Raw genomic sequence first — 25327 nt, forward strand, 5'->3', positions numbered from 1 at the left:
CCCCCCTGTAGGAGCGGCCTTGTGTCGCGAAAGGCCCGCGAAGCGGGCCCAGCGATATCAGCGGCGAAGCTGGAATCTGGGGCCGCTACGCAGCCCTTTCGCGACACAAGGCCGCTCCTACAGGGATCGCAGCACGCGCTATCAGGGGCGGTGGATTGAATGGATTCGTCGGTCATGGCGCTGCCTCCTTGGCCACGGCGTGGGTGATCAAGGCGCGCATCAGCTGGTTGAGGATCTCGACGTTTTCCAGCAGGTAACTGTGGACGCCGATGGGCTCGGTGCCGAGGTAAGCTTCGAGGGTGCGGTTCATGCAGTCCATCAACTTGGAAACCTGGGTGAGAGCCTCTTCGCGGCTCAGGTCGCTGATGACTGAAAGATAGGAAATTGGTGGGTCGGGGACGATCTTTTTCATAGACAACCTCACGTCAACTTGAGGGCTGTCACCCGTCCTTTCTCACGGGAATTGGGTGGCAGCTGTGCGCGGGGTGAGAAACCGAGGACGTGAAAACCCGGCCAGACCGAAGTCTGCCCGCGCACAGCTACCATGACGGTTGCCGCATTCACGCTTTCGGGTTCTCACACCCGGTCACCAAACCTGGCGACCCCGTGACGTTATCCCTGAGGCATTTTCCCGACAACAGAGCTGCTTCCGCAAGTCGCGTAGGATAATTCCCAAGCAATCCCGATTAGAAGCATTTGGTTTCAAGTTCGGAAACGTCTTACGCAAACACCGCAAATCCATCGCCAAGCACCCCCCCTGTAGGAGCGGCCTTGTGTCGCGAAAGGGCTGCGCAGCGGCCCCAGATTTCAGCTTCGCCGCTGATATCGCTGGGCCCGCTATGCGGGCCTTTCGCGACACAAGGCCGCTCCTACGGGGGCCGGGCATCATCTGATGTCTGTATTCCCAGCCCTCATCTCACCGCCGCGCCTGATCCAGATGCATCAGTTGCTCAACCATCTTCACCTTCACCATATGCTCAAGGTCGGCCTTGCCACCAATGCACAGCGCCGGTTCGAAAGCATACATCTCGTCCTCGGCAACCGGCCCCAGCTTGGCGAGGGCACGCTGGAACAGCGGCTTGCCCTGATTGTCGTCAAAGTCCAGGCTGTCACGTTGGGTAGCGCCGAGAAAGATACCGAGGCTGCGGTCTGGTTGTGGGTTGGGTTTTTGCAGCTGGTTTTTCAGCGCGACAATGCCACCAGCCAAACTCGATACAGTGATCTTGCGCTGATAACGCTCGCCCCAGGCATACAGCGAACCGAACGCATCCCTGGCAATCACGTGGTAATTATCGATCTCGGCCAGGCCACTGCCTTGCAGCCACATATCCAGCGTGGCCTTGTACGCATCTGGGTCTACGATCCAGAACAAGCCATCAGCGTAGGAACACCAGCCTTCTTCGCGCCAGTAGCCCAGCAATGCAGCGGGCAGTTTTGGCTGGTACTTGTCGATGCTCGCTGCAGGCACCTCGCGACGTGAGGTGGCTTCACCAAGGTTGTCGATCATTGACTGGAAAAACTCATCTCGCACCGGTTAAGCCCACTTGATCCGTTTGCAGATGACGTACCGACCGCCACCCATCATTCGTATTTGGAGTCTGCCGCAAACTTGCCGGTCTGCAGATCCAGTTTGATCATGCAGCGTGCCCACGGTTTGCCTTGCTCGAACAGATTGTTACCCGCGAAATACTCGCGCAGCTGTATCAACAGGAGCCGGATGTCATGATCCACACGAGCCGCCTCAGGCACGAACCACTGCGGCTCACTCCCCTCAGCCTGATAGTCATAGAACAGCTTGGCGTGGTCGCCGGTCGGCGACAGCTCGACCTCAACAGAAACCCACTGAGCCTGCTGGGGCGCGATCGCCGAGAGTATTTCGCCCAAGCCCTGATAAATTTCCTGATCTGTACTCATAACCCCCCAGAGTCTTCGCAACGTTTCGATCCACAGCCTTGCTGGCAAAGTGCAGACGGCTCTTGTACCTGATCAGTGTTTCAACTCTGGCAAAGACAGCACCGCATCGTACTGTGGCCAATCTTCTCTCGCGCGTTTGAGCACACCTTGCAACCAGGCTTGGAACAGTCCTTACCCATCCTCACCGCCGAAAAGCCTGGCCCAAAACCCGCGCTTTTCGCTGCTATCCTTGGTCACCACCTTCATTTGCGCAGCGGGCTTGAGCAGGTCGCGCGGGTAATGCTCGTGGCCACGGCACAGCGAATCGTCCAGACCGAACGCCTTGACGGCAGCGACCGCCTCAATGCACCAGCGGCCAAAGTAAGCACCACCTGCGAAATTCTCGTCGCCATAACGGTACCAGTAAGGATGCTTGAAGGACGCCGCTTGCTGCTGACTGCCCGAACGGGCACCGCTGCCAACTTCGGCATACCAATGCTCGACGAATCCCTGAAGGAGCACGCCTTGCTCCCCAGGAGGCGCATCAACAGCTGCAAGCAATCGAGCATACGGTTTGGGGTAAAGCAGCACAGTACCGATCCGACGTTGCGGGGACCGGCTAGCGATGACGCGGTCGAGCAAGATGTCCTCGCCCTCGTTGTCGATCAGCGCCAACAGACGCAGCCACTGCTCGTCGGGGATATCGAGCGTTAACGCCAAGCCGACGAGCCAGAAACACACAATGTAATGATCGTAGTTGACAGCCCATAGGGTGCGGCTTGTCACCTGCTGCGCAGTCCACTGCTCCGCGCCCAAGCGCTGTGACCGCTCCCAGGCATCAAGCAAACCGGGGAAGTACCCTGCCAGGTCTGCCACCGGCAGGCCCGCAGAATACCGACGCAATATCTGATGCCAGTGATCCTGAGCTAACTCGAACAGATACTGAGGCGCATAACTCGGGTCGCCAAATGGCCGACTTGCAGTGTCCCAGCCGAGGGTGATGGACTCTTCACCAAAAGCGACCCATTCTGACCAATAGGCTGGATCACCCAACGGCGCGCGCTTGCTCATCATTTGCTCCCTAATAACTTGGAAGTGGCCGTCGGGTTGATGACGAACTTGCCGCCATGATCCAGAACCCCCACAGTCACGTTGCCGAATGGATCAGTGTGTACCAGCCATTTCTCCACGCGTCCGCCAGCCATCGCCTGTCTGATGTTCCTGGCCTCTCGAGCATCGCCAGCTACTGACTCAAGAATGCGATTGTAATTAGTGTTGGCGCCGGTCAACCAGCTATCGCTCATCTGCATGCCATCTTGGGTCGGCTTAAGCTTCGAGGAGCCGAACTTGTACTCTACGATCAGATAATCAACACCGGGCTTGTCGATTTTATAGAGATCGTCAATACCCGTCTGGCCGATGTCTGGGGCGCGCCCTATCTTCTGTGCCCCAGGCACCAACTGCTGGATTCGTTCCCCTCCCATCAAGTCGCCAACGATGCTCTTCTGCGCATTGTTCAAGGCTCGGAAATCCATGATCGGCGTGCCATTGGGATTGAATTGGCCACCTTTAGCGACCAACTGTTCGAAACGTCCCAGTCCTGCCATGCTTTCCAAGCCACGCGTCCCCAGCTTGACACCAACGCTGGCGAGTTTTATGCCGCCCTTGGCCACGCCCCCCACGCCGGTGGCAATACTGCCCACCTGCCATACCAACTCACCCAAATCCTGGCCTAGCTGGAATGCTTTTTCATCGCCACCTTGCTCCAGAGCCAGCGCAACGCGATCAATCTTGGCGTTGAGGCCGTTGACAATGTCATCGCCAAACTTCGCCCTGACCTCTGGATCACTGACCAGTTGCTTCATGCCATTAAGGCCGTCAATTGGATGCATGATGAACTCGGCAAGGCCTTTGACGTCTTCAAAACCAGCCTGAACAAGCCCCGCACCAACCCCGCTTTGAGTCAGCAGGTCCTGCTTCTTGCTGATATAGGCCCACTTGGCCAGCACCTTGAGTTCATCCAGGCGGCCTTCGGCTTCTTTCAGCTCTTTGCGTGCCTGCACGTACTGCTGGGTCGCCAGCCAGTTGTTATCCACAGCCCCCGAGGCCGCCGCGGTAGCGGTGGCGGCATCCAGGCTGGTGGTGGCGGCGATGCCGGTGACCAGGCTGACGATGAGGTTGCGCTTGGCTTCGCGCTGGCTTTCGCTTTCGGTCGGGCTGGCTTCGGAGAACAGCCCGGTGAGCAGGCTCGACGCCGCCGCGCCGGCTGCGCCACTGCCGCAGCTCTGGCTGCTGGCGGCCGCACCGGCGCAGGCAAGGATGCCGTGCAGGGCGGCGTGCATTGGTGTGCCTTCGACCAGGGTGCCGTCGGCGACCAGGTCGCCGAGGTAACCGGCGCCTTGTTGCTGCACGTAGTTGACGACCATGCCTTGCATGAACGCGCCGTTGCCGGCACTGATGTTGCCACTGGCTGCGGCAACCAGCGCGGTGGTGATCTGCCGGTAGGTGCCACCGGCGCCCCAGTTGCCGGCCACGCCATCCGCTTCGTTGCGCAGCCTGATGGCCTGGTCGCGCAGGGCCTGGCTGAGCTCGGCGTCGCTGGTTTCGAGGGCCTTGGCGTCGGCTGCATCGGCCGCGTTGCGCTTGGCGTCGACTTCCTTGGCCTTGTTGGCAAGCAGGGTGCCGGCCTCGTTGGCGAAGGCGTTGACGATCTCGAAGCCGGCGCGGATCTGCTCTTCGTCAAAGATCGGCTTGAGCGCGTTGGTGTTGTCGCGATCACTGGAGACGTCGCGGTTGAGCCCGGCGAGGGTCTCGTCGACGCTCTGGCCGGTGCGCTCGCGCTGGGCAGCGGTGTCGGTGATGAGGATGGTGCCACCACTGATGCCGCTGCGGGTCACGCTGCTGGCGCTGTCGCTGGCACTGATGGCAATCGGCAGGCTGGCGCCTATCTGGTTTTCGTTGGTGGGGATTTCCGTGCCGGGGGTGATGTTGCCGCCGGTCTGAACCTTGCCGTCCGGGTCTTTGCCGATCTCGCTGTAGCCGCCGCCGATGCTGAAGGTGCTGGCGTCGTACTCGGCTTTGTTGCGGATGTCGCTGGTGGTCAGGCTGGCGGTCTGCAGGCGGTTCTTGCCATCGGCCACGGCCTTGTCGCTGCTGGCGATGACCGCGCCTTTGAGGTCGGTGTTGCCGCCGACGCGGATGTCGAAGCCGCCGTCGCCGGCCTTGATCCCGGACTGCTCGGTAACGCTGGCGAAGTCCGAGTCCATGTCGGTGCCGCCGAGGTTGGCGCTGCCGCCGCTGACCGTGCTCATGCCGTAGCAGAACGGCGGGATGCACAGGCTGATGCCGACGCCCATGCTCTTCTCGTCGACCTTGAAGGTGTCGGTGTCTTGCAAGCTCTCGATGTTGAGGTCGCCGCCAACGTCGGCCAGCACCTGACGGCCGCTGACCACGGCGCCGCGCAGGTTGGTGTCACCGCCGGAGACCAGCGTGGTGGTGTTGCCTGCGGCGATCTGGGTGTTGGTGTGGGTCAGGGTGTCGCCGTCGGCTTCGCCGCGGTTGCCGCTGACGCCCAGGTCGAGGGTGAAGCCGTTGCGCGAGCCGCCCAGCGACAGGCCGATGCCGACGCTGGCGCTCATGCCTTTGCTGTCGCTGTCCTGCTTGCTGGTGTTCTGCGCGGCGAGCAGGTCGATGTTGCCGTCGGCGGCGAGGGTGGCGTTGTTGCCGGCGCGCACCTCGCTGCCCTGGACGAGAATGTTGCTGTCTTTGCCCGCGCCGGTGGCGCGCAGGCGCACGTCATTACCGGCAATGATGGTCGAGCCGGCAGCGGCGTCGCTTTGCTGCACAGTGGTGCTCTGTTGCTGCTTGGTGCCCAGCGACAGGCTGAGGTTGATCCCGCCGGCCGCGCCTGGGTCCTGCGCGACCGCAGTGGCGGCGTTGTTGACCGCCAGCGCAGTGGTGGCCGCGGCCAGCGCTTGCATGCGGCCGTCTTCGGTCTTGCTCGACGCCTGCTGCATCTGCTGGGTGGTCTGGATCGCGCTGATCACCGGGTTGGTGATGGTCACGGTGAAGCCGGTCTGCTTGAACAGCGTCTCGCGGGTGCGCTCGCTGGTCTCGCGGGCTTCGGTGATGGCGATCTGTTGAGCGAGGATATCGACGTCGCCTTTCGGCGCAACCACATCACTGCCGACCTGGCGGTACTGGCGCCCGGCTTCGATCATGACATCGCCTTCGGTGCTGCCGATGGTGCTGGCGCGGGCGGTTTCGCGGGTGGTGAGGTCTTTCACGCTCTGCTGCTGAGTGCCCATGGTCAGGGCGATGCCGCCGCCGCTGAACAGGCCGCTCTTTTTCTCCGACTTGTCGTGGCGTTCGCTGCTGCTTTCAGTGGCCGCTTCGATGTTCACATCGCGCTCGGCGACCAGCACCGTCTGCTGGGTCGAGACCACGTCGCTGCCGCGCACGTTGATATCGCGCCCGGCCTGCAAATAGGCCTGCTCGCCGCTCAAGGTGGTGCCGCTGGCCTGGGTCTGGCTGACGGTGTCGCGCAAGGTGGTGGTCTTGCTCGACAGCATGCCGTTGCTGCCCTTGAACTTGTGCGCTTCGTCGGCGAACTGATACTGCTCAGCGGCGGTCAGGTTGAGGTCACGGCGCGCTTCGGCGAGGACCATGCCCTGCTCGCTGGTGACCGTGGCGCCGCGGGCGTTGAGGTCCTGGCCGGCGTTGATGCGCAGGTCACCCTTGGTTTGCACGGTGCTGCCGACTTCGCCGCGGCTGGCTTCGTTGCGCCAGTTGCTGGCATCCCAGCGGATCGCCTGCTGCGAACTTTCGCTGACGGTGCCGAGGTTGACGTCGCGCCCGGCCTGCAGCTGGGTAGCGCCGCCTTCGCCTGCGTTGACCACCTGGCTGCCTTGCAGGTTGAGGTCGTTGCCGGCGGCGACTTTCATGCTGCCGCCGTCACCGCTGACAAACAGCCCGGCGACCCGCGACAGGTTGCTGCGGGTGCCTTGCTCGCTGCTGCTGTCGCGGCTCAGCGAGCGGCTGTTGATGTCCTGCCCGGCGTCAATGGCGAGGCTGTCGGTGGCGCCGATCAGGCCGCCGAGGTTATTCAGGTTGTCGCGGGTCTGCAGCGCGACGTTGTTGCCCTGGATGCGGCCACCGAGGTTGTCGATGTTCTGCGCGGTCAGCGCGACCACGCTACGGCCACCGAGGCTGCCGCTGTTGATCAGGTCGCCGGACAGGTCGATCTTCAGTTGCTGGCCGGCGATCAGCGCGCCGTTGCCGTTGACGTCGCCCTCTTGCACACGCACGTAGACCTGCGGCACCAGCACCTTGCGCGATTCGCCGTTGGCCAGGGTGACGTCGCGCTCGACCAGCCAGACGATGTCGCTGGTCAGCTGGGCCATTTGCTCGGCGCTCAGGGCAATGCCCGGCACCAGGTTCCAGTCGCTGGCCAGGGTCACGGCGTTGTCGATCAGGGCGCGGTACTGCGCTTCGTCGTTGGCAAAGCCGTCGAGGAAGCGCCGGCCAGTGAGCTGGGCGATCTGCTCGCGGATCAGCTTCTGCTCGTAGAAACCGTCGCCAAGGCGTTGCTGCGTCTGCGCCGGGTCAAACTGCAGGCGCTCGAGCATGTAGTCCGACGACAGCCATTTGCGGTAGCTGGTAAAGCGCGGATCGGTTTCGATCAGGTAGTTGCTGGTGCCTGCGGGGTTGGTCCGGAACAGGCTGTTATTGGGCAGCGCCAGGTTCAGGCCGCCGGTGCGCACCTGGTCGGCAATGCCCTGGCCGTTGTTGAGCTTGACCTCGACCACGGCGCCGACCCGGTACTGCTGGCCAACCTCCGCGTTGACTGCACCGACCGTGGCCACCTGCTGGCCGACCTGGAGCAGCTCGCGACCGCTCAGTTGGGTGCCGCTGCCGTTGACCACGGCGTACTGGCCGTACTCGGTGGGGGTCAGGTCGATGTCCTGGATCAGCGGCGCCGGGCGGTACTGGGTGATTCTGCGGCCCTGGCTGTCACGGCCCTTGCGCTGGATGCGGTAGAAGTTGGTCGCGGTGCCGGCATCGGTGGTCACCCGCTGGCCGTCCACCTCGGTGTTGGTCACTTGCGCGGCGCCGGCCTGGAGCAGGCCACCGGCCAGAATCCGGCTCTTGTCGTTGAGTACGCTGTCGCCGCTGAAGGTCAGGTTGCCGCCGGCAAGAATCTGCCCAGGCGCTGAGGTGGCGATACGGGTTTCGACCACGCTGCGGGTGTAGTCGTAGCGGTTGAAGTTGTCGCGTACGCCATCCGGGGCGACCAGGTGATCGACTTCGTCGCGGTAGACCGAGACCTGATCAGGGCGATAGCGGTTGGGCGAGCCGGTGATCTGGAATTCCTGCAACTGCTCGCGGCTGACTTCAACCTCGACGGTGCTGAAGTGCTCGTTGGTGTTGCGCAGCTCGCGGATGTTCAGGCTCATGGCGCCCAGCGACTCAACCGTGGCGCTGGCGTTGGCCAGCAGGTCGGCGCGGCCGCTGGCCTGATCGTTGCCATCCAGCGTGCCGCCGATGGCAAGGTCGCCGGCGCTGAAGATCAGCGCATCTTCGCGGTTGTCGATGCGCTGGCTGCCGATGTCCAGCCGCTCACGGGCGGCGATAACCGGGGCCTTGCCTGCTTCGTCGAGGTTGGCCAGGGTGCGGCTGGCGATGGCCAGACGGTCGCCGTAAATGCGCCCGGTGCCAAGGTTGAACAGCTCATCGGCTTGCAGGCGCACCTGCTGGCCGTCGATGAGGCCACGGTTGTGCAGTTGGCCGTTGACCCGCAGGTCGACCTGGGTGGCTGCCATTTCGCCGCTGGCGGCGTTGTCCAGCGCCTGGCCGCGCACGAGCAGCGCTTGCCCGGCGAGCAGCTTGCCGCTGTTGTACAGGGCGCCGCCGATATCGATATCGACCTTGCCGTTGGCTTGCACCTGGCCGCCGAGGCTGAGGTTGCCCTGCTGGCGCAGGATCAGGTCACCGAGGCTGAGCAGGCGGCCACTGCCGCTGAAGTATGCTGCGTTGAGCGACAGCAGGCTGCCGCCGAGCAAGGTGCCGCTGCCATTGTTGACGACCACGCGGTTCTGCGCCGGGTCGCGATCGGCCAGGCGCAGTTCGCTGCCAGCCGAGATCAGGCCGGCGTCGTTGTACAGCGCCTGGGCCAGGCCGAGGTCGATACCGGCGTCAGCGCGCAGGGCGCCTTGCTGGTTCTGCAGCGTGTCGGCACGCAGCAGCAGCGACTGGCCTTCGATGCCTTGCTCGTTGCCCTGGCTGGTGCGGTTGTTCAGCTGCGCGGTGGTCAGCTGGGTTTGCCCAGCACTGCGCAGCAGGCCGCCACGGTTGTCGATGCGCTCATTCTGTTCAACGATCAACGCACCTTTTGCCTGCACCTGGCCGCCCTGGTTGTCGAGGCGGTTACCGAGCAGCTGCACCTGGCTTTCGCCGGCGATCTGGCCCTGGTTGTTGAGGGTGGTGGCTGCCAGCAGCAGGTTGCCCTTGGCGCCGATAAAGCCTTGCTGGTTATCCAGCTGCGCGCTGCGCAGTTCGACCTCGGCCTGGCCGACGATGCCTCGGTCAGCGCCCGAGGCACTGTTGTGCAGGGCCGCGTTGCCGGTGTCGACGAACAGCCGGCCGCCGGCCTGGATCAGCCCGCCGCTGTTGTGCAGCTCGCCGCTGCGCAGGTCGAGCCTGGCCCGTGCATCGAGGATGCCGCCATCGTTGTTGACGGTCTGCCCACGGCTGTCGAGCAGCAGCTCGCGGCCACTGATCACGCCCTGGCTGTTGTTCAAACCAAGTGCGCCGAGTTGAATATCGCCAGCCGCTTCGAGGCGCCCGCTCTGGTTCTGCATCTTACCGTTGCTGACTTCCACGAACAGCCCGGCCTCGACCGAGCCGAGGGTGCCGCCGCTGTTGTCGAGCTGGCCGGCAATCACTTGCATGGCCTGGGTCGAGGCGAGGGTGCCGGCGATGTTGCTGAGGCTGTCGGCGTTCAGGTTGAGGGTATTGCCGGCGCTGAGCGTGCCGCCGTCGTTGAGCACTTCGCCGGCAGTGACGGTCATGGCGCCGCCAGCAGCTAGGGTGCCGCCACGGTTGTCCAGGCGCTGCGCGTCGCGCACTTGCAGAGTGCCGGCGTGGGTAGCGATCACGGTGCCGCCACGGGTATCGAGGTCACGGCTGTCGAGCAGCACTTGCCGGCCTTGGGTCTGGCCGTTGGCAAGCTGGGCCTTTTGCGCGCTGAGCTGCAGGGCGCCGTTGCTGGCCAAGGTGCCGCCGTTACCGTCGACTTCGCGTGCACGGACGTCGAGTGTGCCGCTGCCGGCATGCTCGACCTTGCCTTTGCGGTTGGCCAGAGTGCCCGCGTCGAGGCTGAGGTCGTGGGCGTTGCTGGCGATGCGCCCGTCGCTGTTGTCGAGCTGGTCGGCGACCTTGATCACGCTTGCTGCGGTGCCGGTCTGAACCAGTTCGCCGCCGTTGTTCGAGAGCTTGTCGGCGTTGACCTGCAGGTTGCCGACATTGACCTTGGCGCTGTCGCTGCGCACGGTTGCGCTGGCTTTGGCGTCGAGGCGGCCAGCGCTGTCGATCGTGCTGGAGCTGAGGTCGAGGTCGCCGTTGTTGGCGGTCAGGTTGAGGTTGCCGGCGTAGCTGCGGCTGTGGCTGAGGTTAACCGTGTCGCCTTGCAGATCAAGGGTGCCGCTGGCGTGGTTCTGGCCGTGGGCGGCAATCTGCTTGGCCTTGACCGTGAGCGTGGCGTTGCCGCTGGACGCACCTTGGGCGTCAACACCGGCGGCCAGCAGCGAGTCGCGGCTGCTGTCGAGCTTGGCCGCGTCGACGTTCAGATTGCCCTGCGCGGCCAGCTCGCCGGTGTTGGTGACCGTGCCTTGGCTGCTGGCGTGCAGGTCGCCCTTGGCGTACAGGCTGCCGCTGTTTTCCACCGCCGTGGCGCTTGCCACGCGGGTAGCACCGGCACTGCTGATGGCGCCCTGGTTGAGCAGCTTGCCGTCGGCGCTGATCACCACGTCACCGGCCATGGCGCCGATCTGCCCGGCGTTGCGTACGCCAACCCCGGCCTCGGTACCGACCAGCTTGATCTTGCCGGCGTACATGCCGCCCAGCTCGGCAACGTCGATGGCCACCTCGGGCTGAGCGCTGTCGTCCTTGGCCAGGGCGGTGGCCTGAGTATTGTCGGCGTTGACCTGATTGCGCCCGGCGGTAACCTTGAGGTCGTTGGCCCAGATCCCGGCGTTGACCTCGACGCTGCGCGCGATCAGGTCGGTGTAGTCGCTGTCGCGGGCATCCAGGCCCTTGCCGGTAATGCTCAGGGTGCCGCCTTCGACGCGGTAGCCGGTGATGCGGCCGTTCTCCATCTGTGCGCGGCCGGTGGTCAGGGTCGAGCGGTCGGCGTTGATGAAGCCGCAGCCGTCACAGGTGATCCCGGCCGGATTGGCGATGACTACTTCGGCGCGCTGGCCGGCGACTTCGACGTAGCCACGCAACTGGCTCGGGTTGCTCGAATTGACCTCGTTGAGGATGACCTTGGCACTGCCCCGGCCAAGGTATGGGTTGCCCTCGATCCAGCCGCCCAGCTGGGTCTTGCTGTTGCCGACCGCGTTGTTGAGGATCGCGCCTCGGCCGTCGACGTCGAACTGGCTGTAGTCGTTGCGCGACACCCCGCCGGCGCTCGGTGCACGGATGTTGACCTGCGGCGTGCCGTTGGCGCTGTCGATCACCATCGGCTGCTGGCCGCCCGGTGCACCAGGATCGGCAACGATGCCGGCAGCCCAGGCCGGGGCCACGCTGAGGCTGATCAGGCCAAGGGCGCCCATCAGGGCGAAACGCAGGCCGTTGAGGCTGGCAACACAGGGCTTGGCCACCACGCCGCTGCCGCTGCTCACGCCTGGCGCTTTGCCGGCGCTGCTGACGGTTTCGGCGACGACCATGAGCAGGCCGCGCGCCTTGTTGAAGATGATGCGATACAGATGCTTGTTCATTGCAAATCCCTTTGCGTCAGGCGTCGGTGGCCAATGGGTGAGCGGCAAACCAGGCGCGCGCCTGCTCCGGGATCACCCCGATGCCATGAAAAGTGTTGACCCTGAGCCCCTGCTCTTCGCCGCGGTGGTGCAGTGCACGCATGCAGCGGTCAGTGAACAGGCGCCGCGCCAGTAGGCGGCTGAGGGCGACGCTGTGGCCGAACGGGGTGACCCAGTCGTTGATCCACATGCGCTCGCCGCTGCACCAGTCGGCTTCGTCCAGCTCGATCGGCGAGCGGGTCAGGTAGCGCTGTTCGGCGGCCGCGCTGAGGTTCAGCCAGGAGACGAAAAACACCGGGCGACCGCCTTCGCTGCCCAGCACGAATTGGCGGTGCTTGAGCGCCGGCAGCAGCAGGCTGGCGAGGCTGTGCAACGGGGCGTCGCGATGAGCCGTGGAATGCATCCACAGCCAGGTCGCAGCGCCCAGCGCGGTGGCTTCGTTCCACGGTTCGTCGATCAGGCCCGGGGCGGTGATGTCGAAGCTGTCGATGCGCATGACAGCCTCCTCAGAACGACAGCGCGACGGTAAACGCGCTGGTGAAGTTGGCGGTTTCAAAGCCATCGGGCTTTTTCAACGGCGTACCCCACGACCAGTCGTAGGAGAGGTTGCGGTAGCCGCCACGCACACCGACCACGGCACCGGCCAGGCGCCGGCCAACCAGATAGTCGGCGGAGTTGCCGCCGACTTCGCCATAGTCGACCCCGGCGTACAGCTCCTGGCCGCTGCTGCCCAGGGCCAGGCCAAGTTCGTTGCTCAGGGTCCAGCCGCGGTCGGCCGAGAGGATGTTCTCGCCATCGAAACCACGCACCGAGTAGCGCGTGCCGATGCTGAAGCGGTCTTGCGGGACCAGCTCGGTGCGGTTCCACTGTGCGCGCCAGCCGCCGATGTAACGCAGGCGCTGGCCGTAGGCGTCGAACGGCACCTGCAGCTGGGCGTCGGCCTGGATGATTTTCGAGCGGGCGGTGCCGTCGCCGAAGGCTTCTTCCGGCGCCTCCAAAGCGCTGTGAGCGCCAGTGCCACGGCGGTAGCTCAGGCCCAGGTCGAGGGTTGAAGCGCCGATGAACTCACGATGGCCAATGCCCGCCTGCCAACCGGCCATGCGCCGGTGTTGCTGGAGCAGTTCGGTGTCGTCGATGAAGTTTTCCGAAGAGCGCGTCCACAGGCTGCCCCACATCGTGGTCTTGCGCACCGCATCGCGGTACACCAGGCGCGACAGGCGCAGCTCGTTGTTGCGGCTTTCGCCGCGGTAGAGGAAGTCCTGGTTGGCCCCGGCAACGGTCTGGTGGTAGTCGTACTCGCTGCTGGTGAACGCCAGCTGCCAGTAACCGAACGGCAGCGAGTAATGCAGCGTGTGCCCCTTCGAGCCTTTGTCGCCGGAGGTGCCGCCGCCCAGGTCGTGGTTGAAGCTGGCGTAGAATAGGTCATTGAGCGACAGCGGGTTGTCCAGCGACAGCGCCACGGCGCCCTGGTATTTGCCGGTGGTCTTGCTACCGCTGTTGTCCACCGACAGGCTCAGGCGCGCCGGGAAGCGCTGGCGCCAGGCGATGATCACGTCGCTCTCGCCCGGCTTGGCGGTGCTGCTGGCGGCAGGCGCGATGCGGATATCGGCCTCGGCAGTGGGCACCCGTTTGAAGTTTTCCAGCGCTTGTTCGATGTCGCGCAGGTTGAGCAGGTCGCCGGGCTTGGCCGGCATCGCGTTCCAGGCGTTGGCGCGCCCGCTGGTGCCCTCGGCAAAGCGCACCTGGCCGATACGGCCGGGGATCACGGTCAACACCAGAATGCCGCTGTTGAGGTCTTGCGCTTCGGCCAGGACGCGCGTGGTGACGTAGCCTTTGGCGATGATCGCGTTCTGCATGCGCTTCATCGTCAGGTTGATGCCGGCACCGCCCAGGCACTGGCCCAGCGCTGGATCGTCGCTGGGGTTGGCGGCCTGCAGCGCCCACTGGAACTGCTCGGCAGCCTCGCCGATCAGGCGGATGTCGTTGATCTTGAAGCAGGGCTTTTCATCACGCGGCAGGCGCGTCAGGGCCTCGGCCACAGGTGCAGCTTCCAGGCGCACGTCGGGGCGGGTATCGAGTTGCTCGCGCAGGATTCGCTCGCGCTCGCGTTGGCGCAATTCTTCATCGGCAACGGCTGCCGAGGCTGACTGGCTGACCAGCAGACCTGCCAGCAGCAGGCATAGCGAAGGGACAAGCGAGGCGAATGAGCGGGCGACAGCAACAGTCACCGCGCCGCGTTGCGCGAGTGGGGGCATGACACGTCCTTGTGAACCGGAAGCGGGTAGAGACCTGGGACACGGTGTTCTGCAGGCCTAAAATCGAACGGTCTGACGGGTCATTCGCAAAAAAGTTGCGTGTTGAAGTAGGAAAAATCAGCACAGCAGAGCGATTTGTGAAACAAATCGCACTTTGAGCGTCAGGTTTTGTCGCGAAGCCTGTAGTTACTCTTTGCTGACCGTGGACGCTTCATCGGTCGGGGGCGCCTGGCTGGCGGCAGCCTCGTCGAGTGGCGCGGCGTCGACCCTGCGCAACCGGTTCAGCTCTGGCAGGCCGAGTTTCAGCAGCCGTGCAGTCTTGTTGCTGGCGACTTTTTCCAGGCCTTGATCAGCCGGCACCCGCGCCAGTTGCCCGGCCAGGCTCATGGCCAGAATCTCCCGCGAATAGACCCCGCCGCCCAAGGCATACACCGCCGCAATCAGCTCGCGCAGCGGCAATGGCAAGCGCCAGCGGGTGCGCAGCGCCGAGCCGAATGGGGCGCCGAATTCGTTGAGCGACAGCTGCACCTGATCTTCATCCAGCTCACCGCCGGCCAGGCGCCACTCCTGCAGGCAACGCAGCACGGCCAGGTCGCCCAGGCAATGCAGCAGGCCGGCGCAGTAGCAGCGACCTTCATCAACTTCAAGCATGCGCGCCAGGGTGCGGCCGTACTCTGCGGTGTGCAGCGACAAGTCCCAGTAGTGCGCGGCATGCCGGGCCAGCAGTGGGTCGCTCAGGCGCGCGCTGCGCTTGAGGGTCAAGCCGAGCACCAGGTTCATGCTCTGGGTGCTGCCGAGCTTGTTCAGCGCTTGCAGCAGGGTTTGTGCCGGGGCATCGCTGTGCATCGCCGCGCTGTTGGCGGCGGCGATCAATACTGCGGTGATCTGCGGGTCACTGCGTACCTCTTCTTCAAGCACGCGCAGGTCCAGCCCTTGCGGATTGAGCGCGCGCTTGATGGCCTGCTCGACGTCAGCCAGCAACGGCCCGCCATCGGCACTGGCACGGCGCTGCTCAAGGTACGCCGGCAGCTTGGCTCCGGGGCTGAGCGGCGGCACCGGGCAGGCGATCTCCTCGCCGGCGCTGGTCAGCAGCACTTCGAGGCGCCTGCGCAGTTTGTCGATGTTGAGCGGTTTGCTCAGGTATTCGGTGGGTTGCAACGGCAACACTTCACGCACGCTGGCGCTGTCGCTGCGGTTGCTCAGCAAAATGAACGGCAGGCTCGGCGTCTGGCTTTTGCCACGCACTTTGCGCAGCAGGTCGAGGCCATCAATGTCACCTACCAACTCACGGTCGGCGATGATCAGGTCAGGTTTGCTGGCCAGTGCCGCCAGCGCCTGGGCACCGTCGGCGCAGATCTGCAAGCGGGCGTCGCAGCGCACGCTGAGCAGGGTTTCGCGCAGCATGTCGCGCACCCATGGGTCGCCTTCGGCAATCAAAACGCAAGGCGGGGTGGGGTTTGCAACGCTCATGGGCTACTCCTGAGTAATCGTGTCACGCAATCCGTTGCAGCTTCCAAAACAGGTCCGTGGGCTAACGATAGCGTCTAGCCCGGTCGACAGGCATAAAAAAACCCGCCTAGGCGGGTTTTTTTCTGACGCGGGTCACATTACGCGAGTTCAGCGAAGCACTCTTCGATGATCGCCAGGCCCTTGTCGAGCAGGGCGTCTTCGGCGGTCAGCGGCACCAGGATGCGCAGGACGTTGCCGTAAGTACCGCACGACAGCAGGATCAGGCCCTTGTCGCGCGCCTTGGCCACAACCTGGTTGACGGCTGCAGCGTTTGGCGTGTGCGAGCCAGCGGCGTCGAACACTTCAACGGCAATCATCGAACCCAGTGCACGCACATCACCGATGATCGGGTGCTTGGCCTGGATCTGGCGCAGGCCAGCGACCAGGTGCTCGCCAACAGCCTTGCTGCGGTCGAGCAGTTTTTCTTCTTCGAACACCTGGATCACGGCCAGGGCCGCGGCGCAGGCGATTGGCGAACCGGCGTAGGTGCCGCCCAGGCCGCCTGGAGCGATGGCGTCCATGTATTCGGCCTTGCCGCACACACCGGCCAGCGGGAAGCCGCCAGCGATGGATTTGGCGAAGGTGGTCAGGTCAGGCGCAACGCCCATCTGTTCCATGGCGAAGAAGGTGCCAGTACGGCCAGCGCCGGTCTGCACTTCGTCGGCGATCAGCAGGATGCCGTGCTGGTCGCACAGGGCGCGCAGGCGCTGCATGAACGGCTTGGTCACCGGGATGAAACCACCTTCGCCCTGAACTGGCTCGATGATGATTGCAGCGATGTCTTTAGGCTCGGCGTCGTTCTTGAAGATGCGCTCGATGGAAGCGATCGAGTCGTCGATGCTCACGCCGTGCAGTTCGTTCGGGAAGATCGCGCGGAAGATGCCGCCTGGCATCAGGCCCATGCCGGCCGAGTACGGTACGACTTTACCGGTCAGACCCAGGGTCATCATGGTACGGCCGTGGTAGCCGCCGGTGAAGGCGATCACGCCAGCACGGCCAGTGGCAGCGCGGGCGATCTTGACGGCGTTTTCAACCGCTTCGGAGCCGGTGGTGACCAGCAGGGTCTTCTTGTCGAAGTCGCCTGGGACCAGCTCGTTGATTTTTTCGCACAGCTCGACGTAAGGCTCGTAGGCCAGCACCTGGAAGCAGGTGTGGCTGACCTTGGTCAGCTGGTGCTGAACAGCGGCAACCACTTTCGGGTGCAGGTGGCCGGTGTTGAGTACGGCGATGCCGCCGGCGAAGTCGATCAGTTCGCGGCCTTCAACGTCGATCACGGTAGCGTTCTTCGCGGTATCGACGAAGATCGGGTGGATCTGGCCAACGCCACGTGGGACGGCGGCGACACGACGTTGCATCAAGGATTCGTTGGTCTTGCTCATAGTGCCCTCAATTGCGCCGATTAATAGCGGCGCTTGGGGGTGGCTGGGTCTGTTCGCGATCAGTATTCGTTGATCGACTGGCGCGAGCGCCCGGGCCACCAAGTCCTGCAATATAAAAAGACCAGCGAGACGTCGCTCTCGCGCCCCGCTGGCAGAGGTAAAAACCTTGCTACTGGATCAGACGCTGATGCACAGGTACTTGATTTCGAGGTAGTCCTCGATGCCGTACTTGGAACCTTCGCGGCCCAGGCCCGAGGCCTTGATGCCGCCGAATGGCGCAACTTCGTTGGAGATCAAGCCGGTGTTGATGCCGACCATGCCGTACTCCAGCGCTTCGGCAACACGGAACACACGGCTCATGTCGCGGGCGTAGAAGTACGAGGCCAGGCCGAATTCGGTGTCGTTGGACATGGCGATGACTTCGGCTTCGTCTTTGAAGCGGAACAGCGGCGCCAGTGGGCCGAAGGTCTCTTCCTTGGCTACGGCCGCGGTTTTCGGCACGTCGACGAGGATGGTCGGTTCGAAGAAGTTGCCTTCGATCAGCTTGCCGCCGGACAGGATCTTGGCGCCTTTGCTGACCGCGTCCTGGATGTGCTCCTGGACCTTGGCGACAGCCTTGCCGTCGATCAGTGGGCCGGTGGTGGTGCCGTCTTCCAGGCCGTTACCGATCTTGAGCTTGGCCACAGCGGCCTTGAGCTTCTCGGCGAACGCGTCGTAGACGCCGTCCTGCACGTAGATACGGTTGGCGCAGACGCAGGTCTGGCCGTTGTTGCGGTACTTGGAGATGATCGCGCCTTCAACGGCCTTGTCCAGGTCAGCGTCGTCAAACACGATGAACGGGGCGTTGCCACCCAGCTCCAGCGAGACTTTTTTGATGTCCTTGGCGCATTCCTGCATCAGCTGGCGGCCGATTTCGGTCGAGCCGGTGAAGGACAGCTTGCGCACGATCGAGTTGCCGGTCAGCTCGGTGCCGATGTCGCCAGCGCTGCCGGTGACGACGCTGAACACGCCAGCCGGGATGCCGGCGCGGGTGGCCAGCTCGGCCAGGGCCAGAGCGGAATACGGGGTCTGCGAAGCAGGCTTGAGCACCATGGTGCAGCCAGCGGCCAGGGCCGGGCCGGCTTTACGGGTGATCATCGCGGCCGGGAAGTTCCACGGGGTGATGGCCGCGGTAACGCCGATTGGCTGCTTGATGACGATCAGGCGCTTGTCTGGCTGATGGCCCGGGATGGTGTCGCCATAGACGCGCTTGGCTTCCTCGGCGAACCACTCGATGAACGAGGCGGCGTAGGCGATTTCGCCCTTGGCTTCGGCCAGCGGCTTGCCTTGCTCGGTGGTCATCAGGCGAGCCAGGTCGTCCTGGTTCTCGATCATCAGCTCGAACCAGCGACGCAGCTTGTTCGAACGCTCTTTGGCAGTCAGGGCACGCCAGGCCGGCAGGGCCTTGTCGGCAGCTTCGATGGCGCGGCGGGTTTCAGCGGCGCCCATCTTTGGCACGGTGCCGATGACTTCACCGGTAGCCGGGTTGGTCACCTTGATGGTCTGGCCGTTGTCCGCGTCCAGCCATTCACCGTTGACGAAGGCTTGCTGGCGGAACAACTGAGCGTCTTTGAGCTGCATGTCGGCTTCCCTTGAGCACCGTGAGCGCACGGAGCGAATTATTGATTGTTGAACACGCACCCCAACACGGAAAACGGCCGATACGGGGCTTGAGCGTTTGAAATCTCAAACGAATCGTAAGGGTCTGTTGGGTCTTGGACAATAGGCTGTTCGAAAAAAAGAACGAGTGGTTGAACACCTCGTCCGATTTTCGCCAGCGTTGCGCGGCCCGCGCAGGGCCCGACAACAGTAGCCCCGTGCATCGCGAAAGGCCAGCGACGCTGGCCCGGCGGTTGGGGGGGAGTGGCGCAGTTCTGGTGTAGGAGCGGCCTTGTGTCGCGAAAGGGTCGCGTAGCGGCCCCGCATTTTCAGCTTCGCCGCTGATATCGCCGGGCCAGCTACGCTGGCCTTTCGCGACACAAGGCCGCTCCTACGGGGACCGTGTGCGCCGTTAGAAAGCTTTGTCGAGTTCGATGACCAGCGCGCGGTAGCCGACGCTGCCTGGCTGGCGGCTGAGCACCTTGAGCTCGACCAGCACTTCCTGGGTGCCGCGGCGCACTTCGTTGAGGGTGGTGGTAGTGAGTTTGTCCTTGGTGAGGAAGCCGACCGAGGCCGAGTAGATGAACTGGGTGTCGGTTTCCGGCCGGTAGGCGACCACCGAGGTGACCGGGCTGTACCACTCGTCTCCGCGCTCTTTGCCGTATTCCCAGACCTGCTCGACAGTGCCTTTGGCTTCATCGATGCGGTATTCGACGGCGCGGCTGTAGTTGCCGCTGAGCTTGGTCGCGGCAAAGTCGCGGCCCCAGCCGTTATCGAACACGGTCAGCGTGCCTTTGCCGGTGAGCCAGGCGGTGTGCTGGGTCCACGACCAGTCGAAGCCCTCGCTGGCGATCGGCGTCAGCACCTTGTCGCGCAGGCGCTGCGGCCAGCCCTGCGGCGAGGCCAGAATCCACTTCACTTGCTTGTCGCGACCGATCTTAACCACGCCTTGGTGGCGTGCTGAAATGATAATGCTGTCGTCATCTGCGTCGTAGTCGATGGCATTGACGTGGGCCCAGTTGCGCCCGGTGCCGACGCCCGGGATGTCGCCAAACGGCAGGTCGCCTTCGGCCAGTTCATTGGCCAGGTTGCTGTCCTGGCAGGCCACGCCAGCGGGCAATTGCACGGCGGCCTTGCCGAGGGTTTCCAGCAGGTCGCCGCGGTACGGGTCGAGGATCTGGTTGAGGTCCCAGAACTCGAGCACATCGCCGGCTTCGTTGACCTCGATGATGTGGTCGCGCACCGAACGCACGCGCTTGCCGTCGGGGCGGCGATAGTCGCTGGTGCCGACCCGCAGCAGGTAGGTGCCGTGCGGAGTTTCGCGAATCTCGTGGGAGAAGTCGGCGAACTTGTCCGGCAGGTTGCGCTGCCACACCTGGCGGCCGAGCAGGTCGTACTTGGAGTAGGTCTGGCCTTGACCCCAGATCAGCTTGCCGTCGCGGGTCTGCTGGAAGCCCATGGTCCCGCCGAGGCCGTCGCGGCGGTTGGAGTCGTGGATCTGCTCGATGTCCAGATACCAGCGTACGTCACCATTGCTGTCGGCAATCCAGTTGTTGCCGACCTGATCCCACTCGGCAGCGCCGCCCAGGGCATTCCACTTAAGCGCACGGCCGCCGGGGATATCGCCGAGCAGGTGGTTGAACAGGTACAGGCGCTGCTCGAAGCCCGGTGCGACCTTGACTGGTACCACTTCCGGCAAGGCGGCGGTCTGCTTGGCCACCACCGGCAGGCGCACGGCCGGGGCGTAGATCTGGTACTGCTCGCGGATGCGCTCGCCGTCGAGCTTATAGCTGACTTCGACCTGGTTGACGTAGTCCGGGTACAGGCCAAACACCGGGATGCCGCCGTAGGTCCACAGCGAGCGGTCGCTGACGTCGTAGCTGATATCGACGCCGCGTTCGCCACGACCGCGCACGCGCACATGGGCGGCGCTGATCGCACGGCCGCCATCGCGGATGATCGCGGTCAGCGGCGCCAGCCGGTACGGGTTGACCACCACGTCGCCGAGCAGCGCTTCGTCACGGTCGGGGACCTTGGCAGTCAGGCAGGCGCCTTCGGGCAGGTCGAGGGTTTCGGTCTTGGCATTCATGGCAAAGCTCCTTGTACTTAGAAGTCGTAACGGGCGGTGGCGCCGAAGGTGCGTGGGGTGCCGAGCACGCCGGCATAACCGCCGTTGGCGGAGTTCCACAGGCTGGTGAAGTAGGTTTTGTCACCGGCGTTTTTCACCCACAGCGACAGGTCGACGACGCCGTCGCCCTGGTCCAGGCGCACGCCGGTAGAGAGGTTGACCAGCGCGTAGCTGGGGATCTGGCCGAAGTCGGAGTCATCGATGGTGCCCACCGCCCGCGAGCGGAAGGCGTAGCTGGCGGTAACGTAAGGCTCGATGCGATCCGTCAGCTGCCATTTGTACTGGCCGTTGAAGTTGGCGATGTACTTGGAAGCGCCGACCACTTGATGGCCAGACAGGTCGCAGGTGGCGGTGGCATTGGCCAGGCTTACTTCCGGTGGGCATGGCGCGTCCTTGTAGTCGGTGTAGCGCACGTCGTTCCACGAGCCGTTGAAGTTCAGGGTCAGGCCCTGGATCGGCAGCGCCGTGGCTTCGAACTCGACCCCGCGCGAACGCACGCTGCCGGCGTTGGCCAGATACTGCACGCGGTTGACCTGGTCGTAGACGTTGGCCTGGTAGCCATGCACCTGGGCCCAGAACAGGTTGCTGTTGAGCTGCAGGCGGTTGTCGAACAGCGTGGTTTTGAGGCCAATCTCGGCGTTGTTGACCCGCTCGGTGCCGACCAGCAACGAGTCGGTGCCCAGCCGTGGCGCGGCGCCGACGGTAAGGTTGACCCCGCCGGACTTCTCGCCATGGGTGAGGCTGGCGTAACCGAGTACGGCGTCGCTGAAGCGGTAGCTCAGGCTGAGCAGGCCGGTCGGGCTGAAGCTGTACTGGTTGAGGTCGCCCGAATCGTAGGCGCCAACCCGACCATTGCGCGCGGCAGCGGCCGCTCCGGTAACCGCCGCGCCACCGCTGGGCAAGGCGCGGTCGACCCAGGCGCTTTTCTCTTCATAGGTGCCGCGCACGCCGGCAGTGAAGTCGAGCCGATCGGTCAGGTGCCAGGTGCCCTGGGCGAACAGCGCATAGCTGTCGGTATCGATGTGGCCGTTGCCGATCGTGGTGACGTTGGCCAGCGCGCCCGCCGGGGTGGCGTTCCAGATGTCCGCCTGGGGGCCGTAATAGTTGAACGATTTGTTATCCAGGTCCTGCTTGAAGTAGTAGGCGCCGAGCACGTAATCGAAGAAGCCGCCGGTCGGCGAGGCCAGGCGGATTTCCTGCGAGTACTGCTTGTCGCGCACCGACACGCCGGCGTTGTAGCTGGCGGCCACGTTGAGGCCGTCGTCGTTGCGCGGGGTGAAGTCCCACCAGCGGTAAGCGCTGATCGAGGTCAGGGTGAAGTCATTGGGCAGGGTCCAGTTGGCCTCCACCGAGGTGCCGCCCTGGAACACCGTGACCTGCTGATCGGAGTCGAAGTTGACCTTGCGGTCCTTGCCCGACACCAGCGTTGCGCCGGCCTGATTGGCCAGGCTCTCGTAACGGTTGACGCCGTTGATGGTCGGGCCAGTGCTGTACAGGCTGAGGATGCCGTTGTTGGAGTCCTCTTCGTTGTACTCGCCGATCCAGCGCAGGTTGAACGCCTCGTTGGGCTTGAACAGCAACTGGGTACGAAAGCCCTGGCGCTTGCCGCCATTGAGATCATCGCCGTTGTAGACGTTCTTCACATAGCCATCGTCTTCGGTGCGGTAAGCGCTGATGCGCCCAGCCAGGGTGTCGCTGAGCGGGCCGGAGTAGCTGGCCTGGGTCTGCCAGTAGCCGTCTTCGGCCAGCGAGGTCTGCACGCTGCCCTCTGTATGGAAGGTGGGTTTGCGCGTGGTGATGTTGAGCACGCCAGCGGTGGTGTTCTTGCCGAACAAGGTGCCTTGCGGGCCGCGCAGCACTTCCAGTTGCTCGACGTCGAGCAGGTCGAACACGGCCATGCCCGGGCGGCCGAGGTAGACGTTGTCCAGATAGATGCCGACGCTGCCTTCGAGGCCATCGCTTGCGGGGTTGTTGCCCAGGCCCCGGATGGAAATGCTCGACTGACGTGCATGCACGTAGGAGACGTTGGTGCTCGGCACCAGCTGTTGCAGATCCTGCACACGGTAGATGCGCTGGGTTTCGAGGGTTTCGCTGCTGAGCACACTGATCGGGGTGGGTACGCTTTGCGCGGTTTCTTCGCGGCGGCGGGCGTTGACCGTGACCGTACCGAGCTGGGCACCCGCCTCCACCGCAGGCGTGGCGCTGACGGGTTGGTCGGCAAAGCTGCTGTTGGCCGCCGCCAGCAGCACTCCAGCGGCAAGCGGTTGCAGGGCAAACAATGAGGCCCGGGCGGGCCAGCGGGAAAGTCGAGACATACGGATGCTCCTGGAGGCGTGGGCCTTGGCGAGCATTTCCGTTGGCGGAACCGAATCGCGGTCTGGCAGGCTTATATTCTTATTGGGTCTATAAATATGTTTAATTCATATTTTGTGGAATAAGTAACACCCTTTATAAGGTTCACAACCCCTCCTGCCAATTGCATTTCACCGAAAGTTTTAATGTAGAAAATGCATATAGATCTGCGCCAACTGCGCCACTTCATCGCCCTGGTCGAGCACCGCAGCTTCGTCGCTGCGGCCGTCGCCGTGAGCCTGTCGCAATCGGCCTTCAGCCGAAGCATCCAGACCCTCGAGCACAACGTCGGCTGTCGCCTGATCGACCGCGCCAGCAAGGAGCTGGCGCCGACCCGGCAGGGTTTGCTGGTGCTTGAGCACGCGCGTCGGCTGGTACATGGCGCACATAACCTGGCCAACGAGATCAACCAGTTCAACGGCGCGACTACCGGCCTGGTCCGCTTCGGCTCGGGGCCAGCGCCTGCGGGTGGGTTGGTGCCGCGGGCGGTGGCGCGGTTCGTTGCCGAGTACCCGGCGGCGCGCACCTGTTTTCAGGTGGATAACTGGCAGGCGCTGAACCGCCGCTTGATGGCCGAAGAGATCGAGTTCTTTGTCGCCGACACGCGTCAGTTCGAAGCCGATCCGGACTACCGCGTGCACAAGCTGACGCCGCAGCGCTGGCACTTCTGCTGCCGCGCCGGGCATCCGCTGACCAAGCAAGCAGAAGTGCGCGCGCGGGATCTGTTCGACTATCCGCTGGCGACTACCTTCCGCCCGCCGAACATCCGCAAGATCCTCAGCGACCTCAGTGGCCGCCAGGACTTTTTGCCTAGCGTCGAGTGTGAGCATGGTTATGCGCTGCTCAATGTGGTCGCGCACTCGGACACCATCGGCATCGCCTGCAGCGCCAATCTGCGGCCGTATCAGGGGGAAGGTGGGCTGGTGGCACTGCAACTGGTCGACCTGACTCAGGAGCAGGAAGACGAGTGCTACACCCGCTATGGCGTGGTCAGCCGGGTGGGATATGGCTTGTCGCCGTTGGCGCAGGGGCTGGTCAGGCAGTTGCTGGCTTGTGATAGCGAGATTTGAGTATGTCTAGTCGATCTGGGGCCGCTTTGCGGCCTTCGCGGCGGTCCGGCGTTCCGGTGAACCCGCTCCCACAGGGTCATGCAGCGCCGCCGAAACCTGTGGGAGCGGGCTTGCCCGCGAAGGGCCGCAAAGCGGCCCCCAGCCATATCAGCCTTTACGAGTAGTCCGGCTCAACTGCCCATCAACCCCCACCGGCACTTCGCCGGCCAAGGTCACCCGGCGCACGATGCGCGGCTGAGTGCCGTAGTCGTCCAGCGCGTAATGCTGGGTGGCGCGGTTATCCCAGATCGCCACATCACCGACCTGCCAGCGCCAGCGCACGGTGTTTTCCAGGCGGGTGACATGCCCTTGCAGCACCGCGAACAGGTGCGCAGAGTCGGCCTGTGAATAACCTTTGATGCGTTTGACGAACTGGCCCAGTTGCAGCACGCGCTCGCCGCTGATGGGGTGCACACGCACCACCGGGTGTTCGGTTTCATAAACGGTCGAGGTGAACACCTTGCGGTGGCGCTCGAGCTTCTCCGGGCTGACATCCGGCTTGGCCGCGGCGTAGTCGTATTCGTTGCTGTGCACGGCCCAGAGCTTGTCGGCCAGCTCCCTTAGCGGCTCCGGCAGTTCGCGGTAGGCGGCTGCGGTATTGGCCCAGACGGTATCGCCGCCGGAAGCCGGAGCGACCACGCTGCGCAGGATCGAGGCTTTCGGATAGGCATCGACGAAGGTCACGTCGGTGTGCCAGGCATTGGCCCGCTGGCCTTCGGCGCCGTCGAGCTGAAACAGGTAATGGCTGCCGTCGAGTACCGGCACGGTCGGGTGCGCGACCGGCTCGCCGAGGCGTTTGGCGAAGGCTTCCTGGGCGGCATCGTCGAGGTGATGCTGGGCGCGGAAGAAGATCACCTTGTGTTCCACCAGGGCAGCCTGGATGGCGTCGATGCTGGCGGCGTCCAGCTCGGCCGACAGCGCAATGCCGCGGATCTCGGCGCCGATGCGGCCGCCAATCGGCAGGATTTCCAGTGCAGCGGTGTGTGGCGTGGTAGCCAGTGCGGCGTTGCTCATAGCGGTGGTCCTC

14 protein-coding genes are annotated in these 25327 nt (G+C 64.0%); 1 reads left to right on the forward strand and 13 read right to left on the reverse strand.

Annotated features, from left to right (window positions below; all coding sequences use genetic code 11):
* Positions 1-172: 172 nt before the first annotated feature.
* The 12 genes from ACQZ2L_RS22700 to ACQZ2L_RS22755 form a co-directional block, all read right to left on the reverse strand.
* Entirely contained in the window at positions 173-412 is a 240-nt protein-coding gene (locus ACQZ2L_RS22700) for a hypothetical protein (RefSeq protein ID WP_430327949.1), read from the reverse strand.
* 504 nt (positions 413-916) lie between these two features.
* Entirely contained in the window at positions 917-1507 is a 591-nt protein-coding gene (locus tag ACQZ2L_RS22705) for a GAD-like domain-containing protein (protein WP_430327950.1), read from the reverse strand.
* A 74-nt stretch (positions 1508-1581) separates the two neighbouring features.
* A complete protein-coding gene (locus ACQZ2L_RS22710) occupies positions 1582-1935 on the reverse strand; it encodes a hypothetical protein (RefSeq protein WP_430327951.1) in 354 nt (117 codons plus the stop codon).
* Between the two features lie 150 nt (positions 1936-2085).
* Positions 2086-2964: a PoNe immunity protein domain-containing protein gene (locus tag ACQZ2L_RS22715; protein ID WP_430327952.1), complete on the reverse strand. Its 879-nt coding sequence runs from the start codon at positions 2962-2964 to the stop codon at positions 2086-2088.
* Positions 2964-11891, reverse strand: a complete 8928-nt coding sequence (locus tag ACQZ2L_RS22720; protein ID WP_430327953.1) for a hemagglutinin repeat-containing protein — start codon at positions 11889-11891, stop codon at positions 2964-2966. Before ACQZ2L_RS22720 ends, ACQZ2L_RS22715 begins: the two co-directional genes overlap by 1 nt.
* A gap of 16 nt (positions 11892-11907) precedes the next feature.
* The gene (locus tag ACQZ2L_RS22725) at positions 11908-12426 is read right to left on the reverse strand and encodes a toxin-activating lysine-acyltransferase (protein ID WP_430327954.1); all 519 of its coding nucleotides are present in this window, start codon (positions 12424-12426) and stop codon (positions 11908-11910) included.
* 10 nt (positions 12427-12436) lie between these two features.
* Positions 12437-14185, reverse strand: coding sequence for a ShlB/FhaC/HecB family hemolysin secretion/activation protein (locus ACQZ2L_RS22730; protein WP_430327955.1), 1749 nt, complete (start codon positions 14183-14185; stop codon positions 12437-12439).
* A 186-nt stretch (positions 14186-14371) separates the two neighbouring features.
* A complete protein-coding gene (locus tag ACQZ2L_RS22735) occupies positions 14372-15655 on the reverse strand; it encodes an HDOD domain-containing protein (protein WP_430327956.1) in 1284 nt (427 codons plus the stop codon).
* 137 nt (positions 15656-15792) lie between these two features.
* Positions 15793-17073: a 4-aminobutyrate--2-oxoglutarate transaminase gene (gabT, locus tag ACQZ2L_RS22740; protein ID WP_101322592.1), complete on the reverse strand. Its 1281-nt coding sequence runs from the start codon at positions 17071-17073 to the stop codon at positions 15793-15795.
* 177 nt (positions 17074-17250) lie between these two features.
* On the reverse strand, positions 17251-18693 hold the full coding sequence (gene gabD / locus ACQZ2L_RS22745) for an NADP-dependent succinate-semialdehyde dehydrogenase (protein WP_314874924.1): 1443 nt from the start codon (positions 18691-18693) through the stop codon (positions 17251-17253).
* Between the two features lie 430 nt (positions 18694-19123).
* Complete coding sequence (locus ACQZ2L_RS22750; protein WP_430327957.1) at positions 19124-20800, reverse strand: aryl-sulfate sulfotransferase; 1677 nt, start codon at positions 20798-20800, stop codon at positions 19124-19126.
* A gap of 17 nt (positions 20801-20817) precedes the next feature.
* The gene (locus ACQZ2L_RS22755; protein ID WP_430327958.1) at positions 20818-23154 is read right to left on the reverse strand and encodes a TonB-dependent receptor; all 2337 of its coding nucleotides are present in this window, start codon (positions 23152-23154) and stop codon (positions 20818-20820) included.
* 192 nt (positions 23155-23346) lie between these two features.
* Here ACQZ2L_RS22755 and ACQZ2L_RS22760 point away from each other — a divergent pair, with 192 nt between their 5' ends.
* Entirely contained in the window at positions 23347-24261 is a 915-nt protein-coding gene (locus tag ACQZ2L_RS22760) for a LysR family transcriptional regulator (RefSeq protein WP_430327959.1), read from the forward strand.
* Positions 24262-24408: 147 nt separating this feature from the next.
* Here ACQZ2L_RS22760 and ACQZ2L_RS22765 read toward each other — a convergent pair whose 3' ends face one another.
* Complete coding sequence (locus ACQZ2L_RS22765) at positions 24409-25314, reverse strand: TauD/TfdA dioxygenase family protein (RefSeq protein WP_430327960.1); 906 nt, start codon at positions 25312-25314, stop codon at positions 24409-24411.
* Between the last annotated feature and the right edge of the window lie 13 nt (positions 25315-25327).

The organism is Pseudomonas shirazensis (genome assembly GCF_050496565.1).
GTDB classification, from domain to species: Bacteria; Pseudomonadota; Gammaproteobacteria; order Pseudomonadales; family Pseudomonadaceae; genus Aquipseudomonas; species Aquipseudomonas shirazensis_A.

Coding starts and splice junctions, on each gene's coding strand:
- ACQZ2L_RS22730 (WP_430327955.1), bottom strand. CDS start 14,185: ATGCCCCCACTCGCGCAACGCGGCGCGGTGACTGTTGCTGTCGCCCGC.
- ACQZ2L_RS22760 (WP_430327959.1), top strand. CDS start 23,347: ATGCATATAGATCTGCGCCAACTGCGCCACTTCATCGCCCTGGTCGAG.
- ACQZ2L_RS22735 (WP_430327956.1), bottom strand. CDS start 15,655: ATGAGCGTTGCAAACCCCACCCCGCCTTGCGTTTTGATTGCCGAAGGC.
- ACQZ2L_RS22725 (WP_430327954.1), bottom strand. CDS start 12,426: ATGCGCATCGACAGCTTCGACATCACCGCCCCGGGCCTGATCGACGAA.
- gabT (WP_101322592.1), bottom strand. CDS start 17,073: ATGAGCAAGACCAACGAATCCTTGATGCAACGTCGTGTCGCCGCCGTC.
- ACQZ2L_RS22715 (WP_430327952.1), bottom strand. CDS start 2,964: ATGAGCAAGCGCGCGCCGTTGGGTGATCCAGCCTATTGGTCAGAATGG.
- ACQZ2L_RS22755 (WP_430327958.1), bottom strand. CDS start 23,154: ATGTCTCGACTTTCCCGCTGGCCCGCCCGGGCCTCATTGTTTGCCCTG.
- ACQZ2L_RS22700 (WP_430327949.1), bottom strand. CDS start 412: ATGAAAAAGATCGTCCCCGACCCACCAATTTCCTATCTTTCAGTCATC.
- gabD (WP_314874924.1), bottom strand. CDS start 18,693: ATGCAGCTCAAAGACGCTCAGTTGTTCCGCCAGCAAGCCTTCGTCAAC.
- ACQZ2L_RS22750 (WP_430327957.1), bottom strand. CDS start 20,800: ATGAATGCCAAGACCGAAACCCTCGACCTGCCCGAAGGCGCCTGCCTG.
- ACQZ2L_RS22705 (WP_430327950.1), bottom strand. CDS start 1,507: ATGATCGACAACCTTGGTGAAGCCACCTCACGTCGCGAGGTGCCTGCA.
- ACQZ2L_RS22720 (WP_430327953.1), bottom strand. CDS start 11,891: ATGAACAAGCATCTGTATCGCATCATCTTCAACAAGGCGCGCGGCCTG.
- ACQZ2L_RS22765 (WP_430327960.1), bottom strand. CDS start 25,314: ATGAGCAACGCCGCACTGGCTACCACGCCACACACCGCTGCACTGGAA.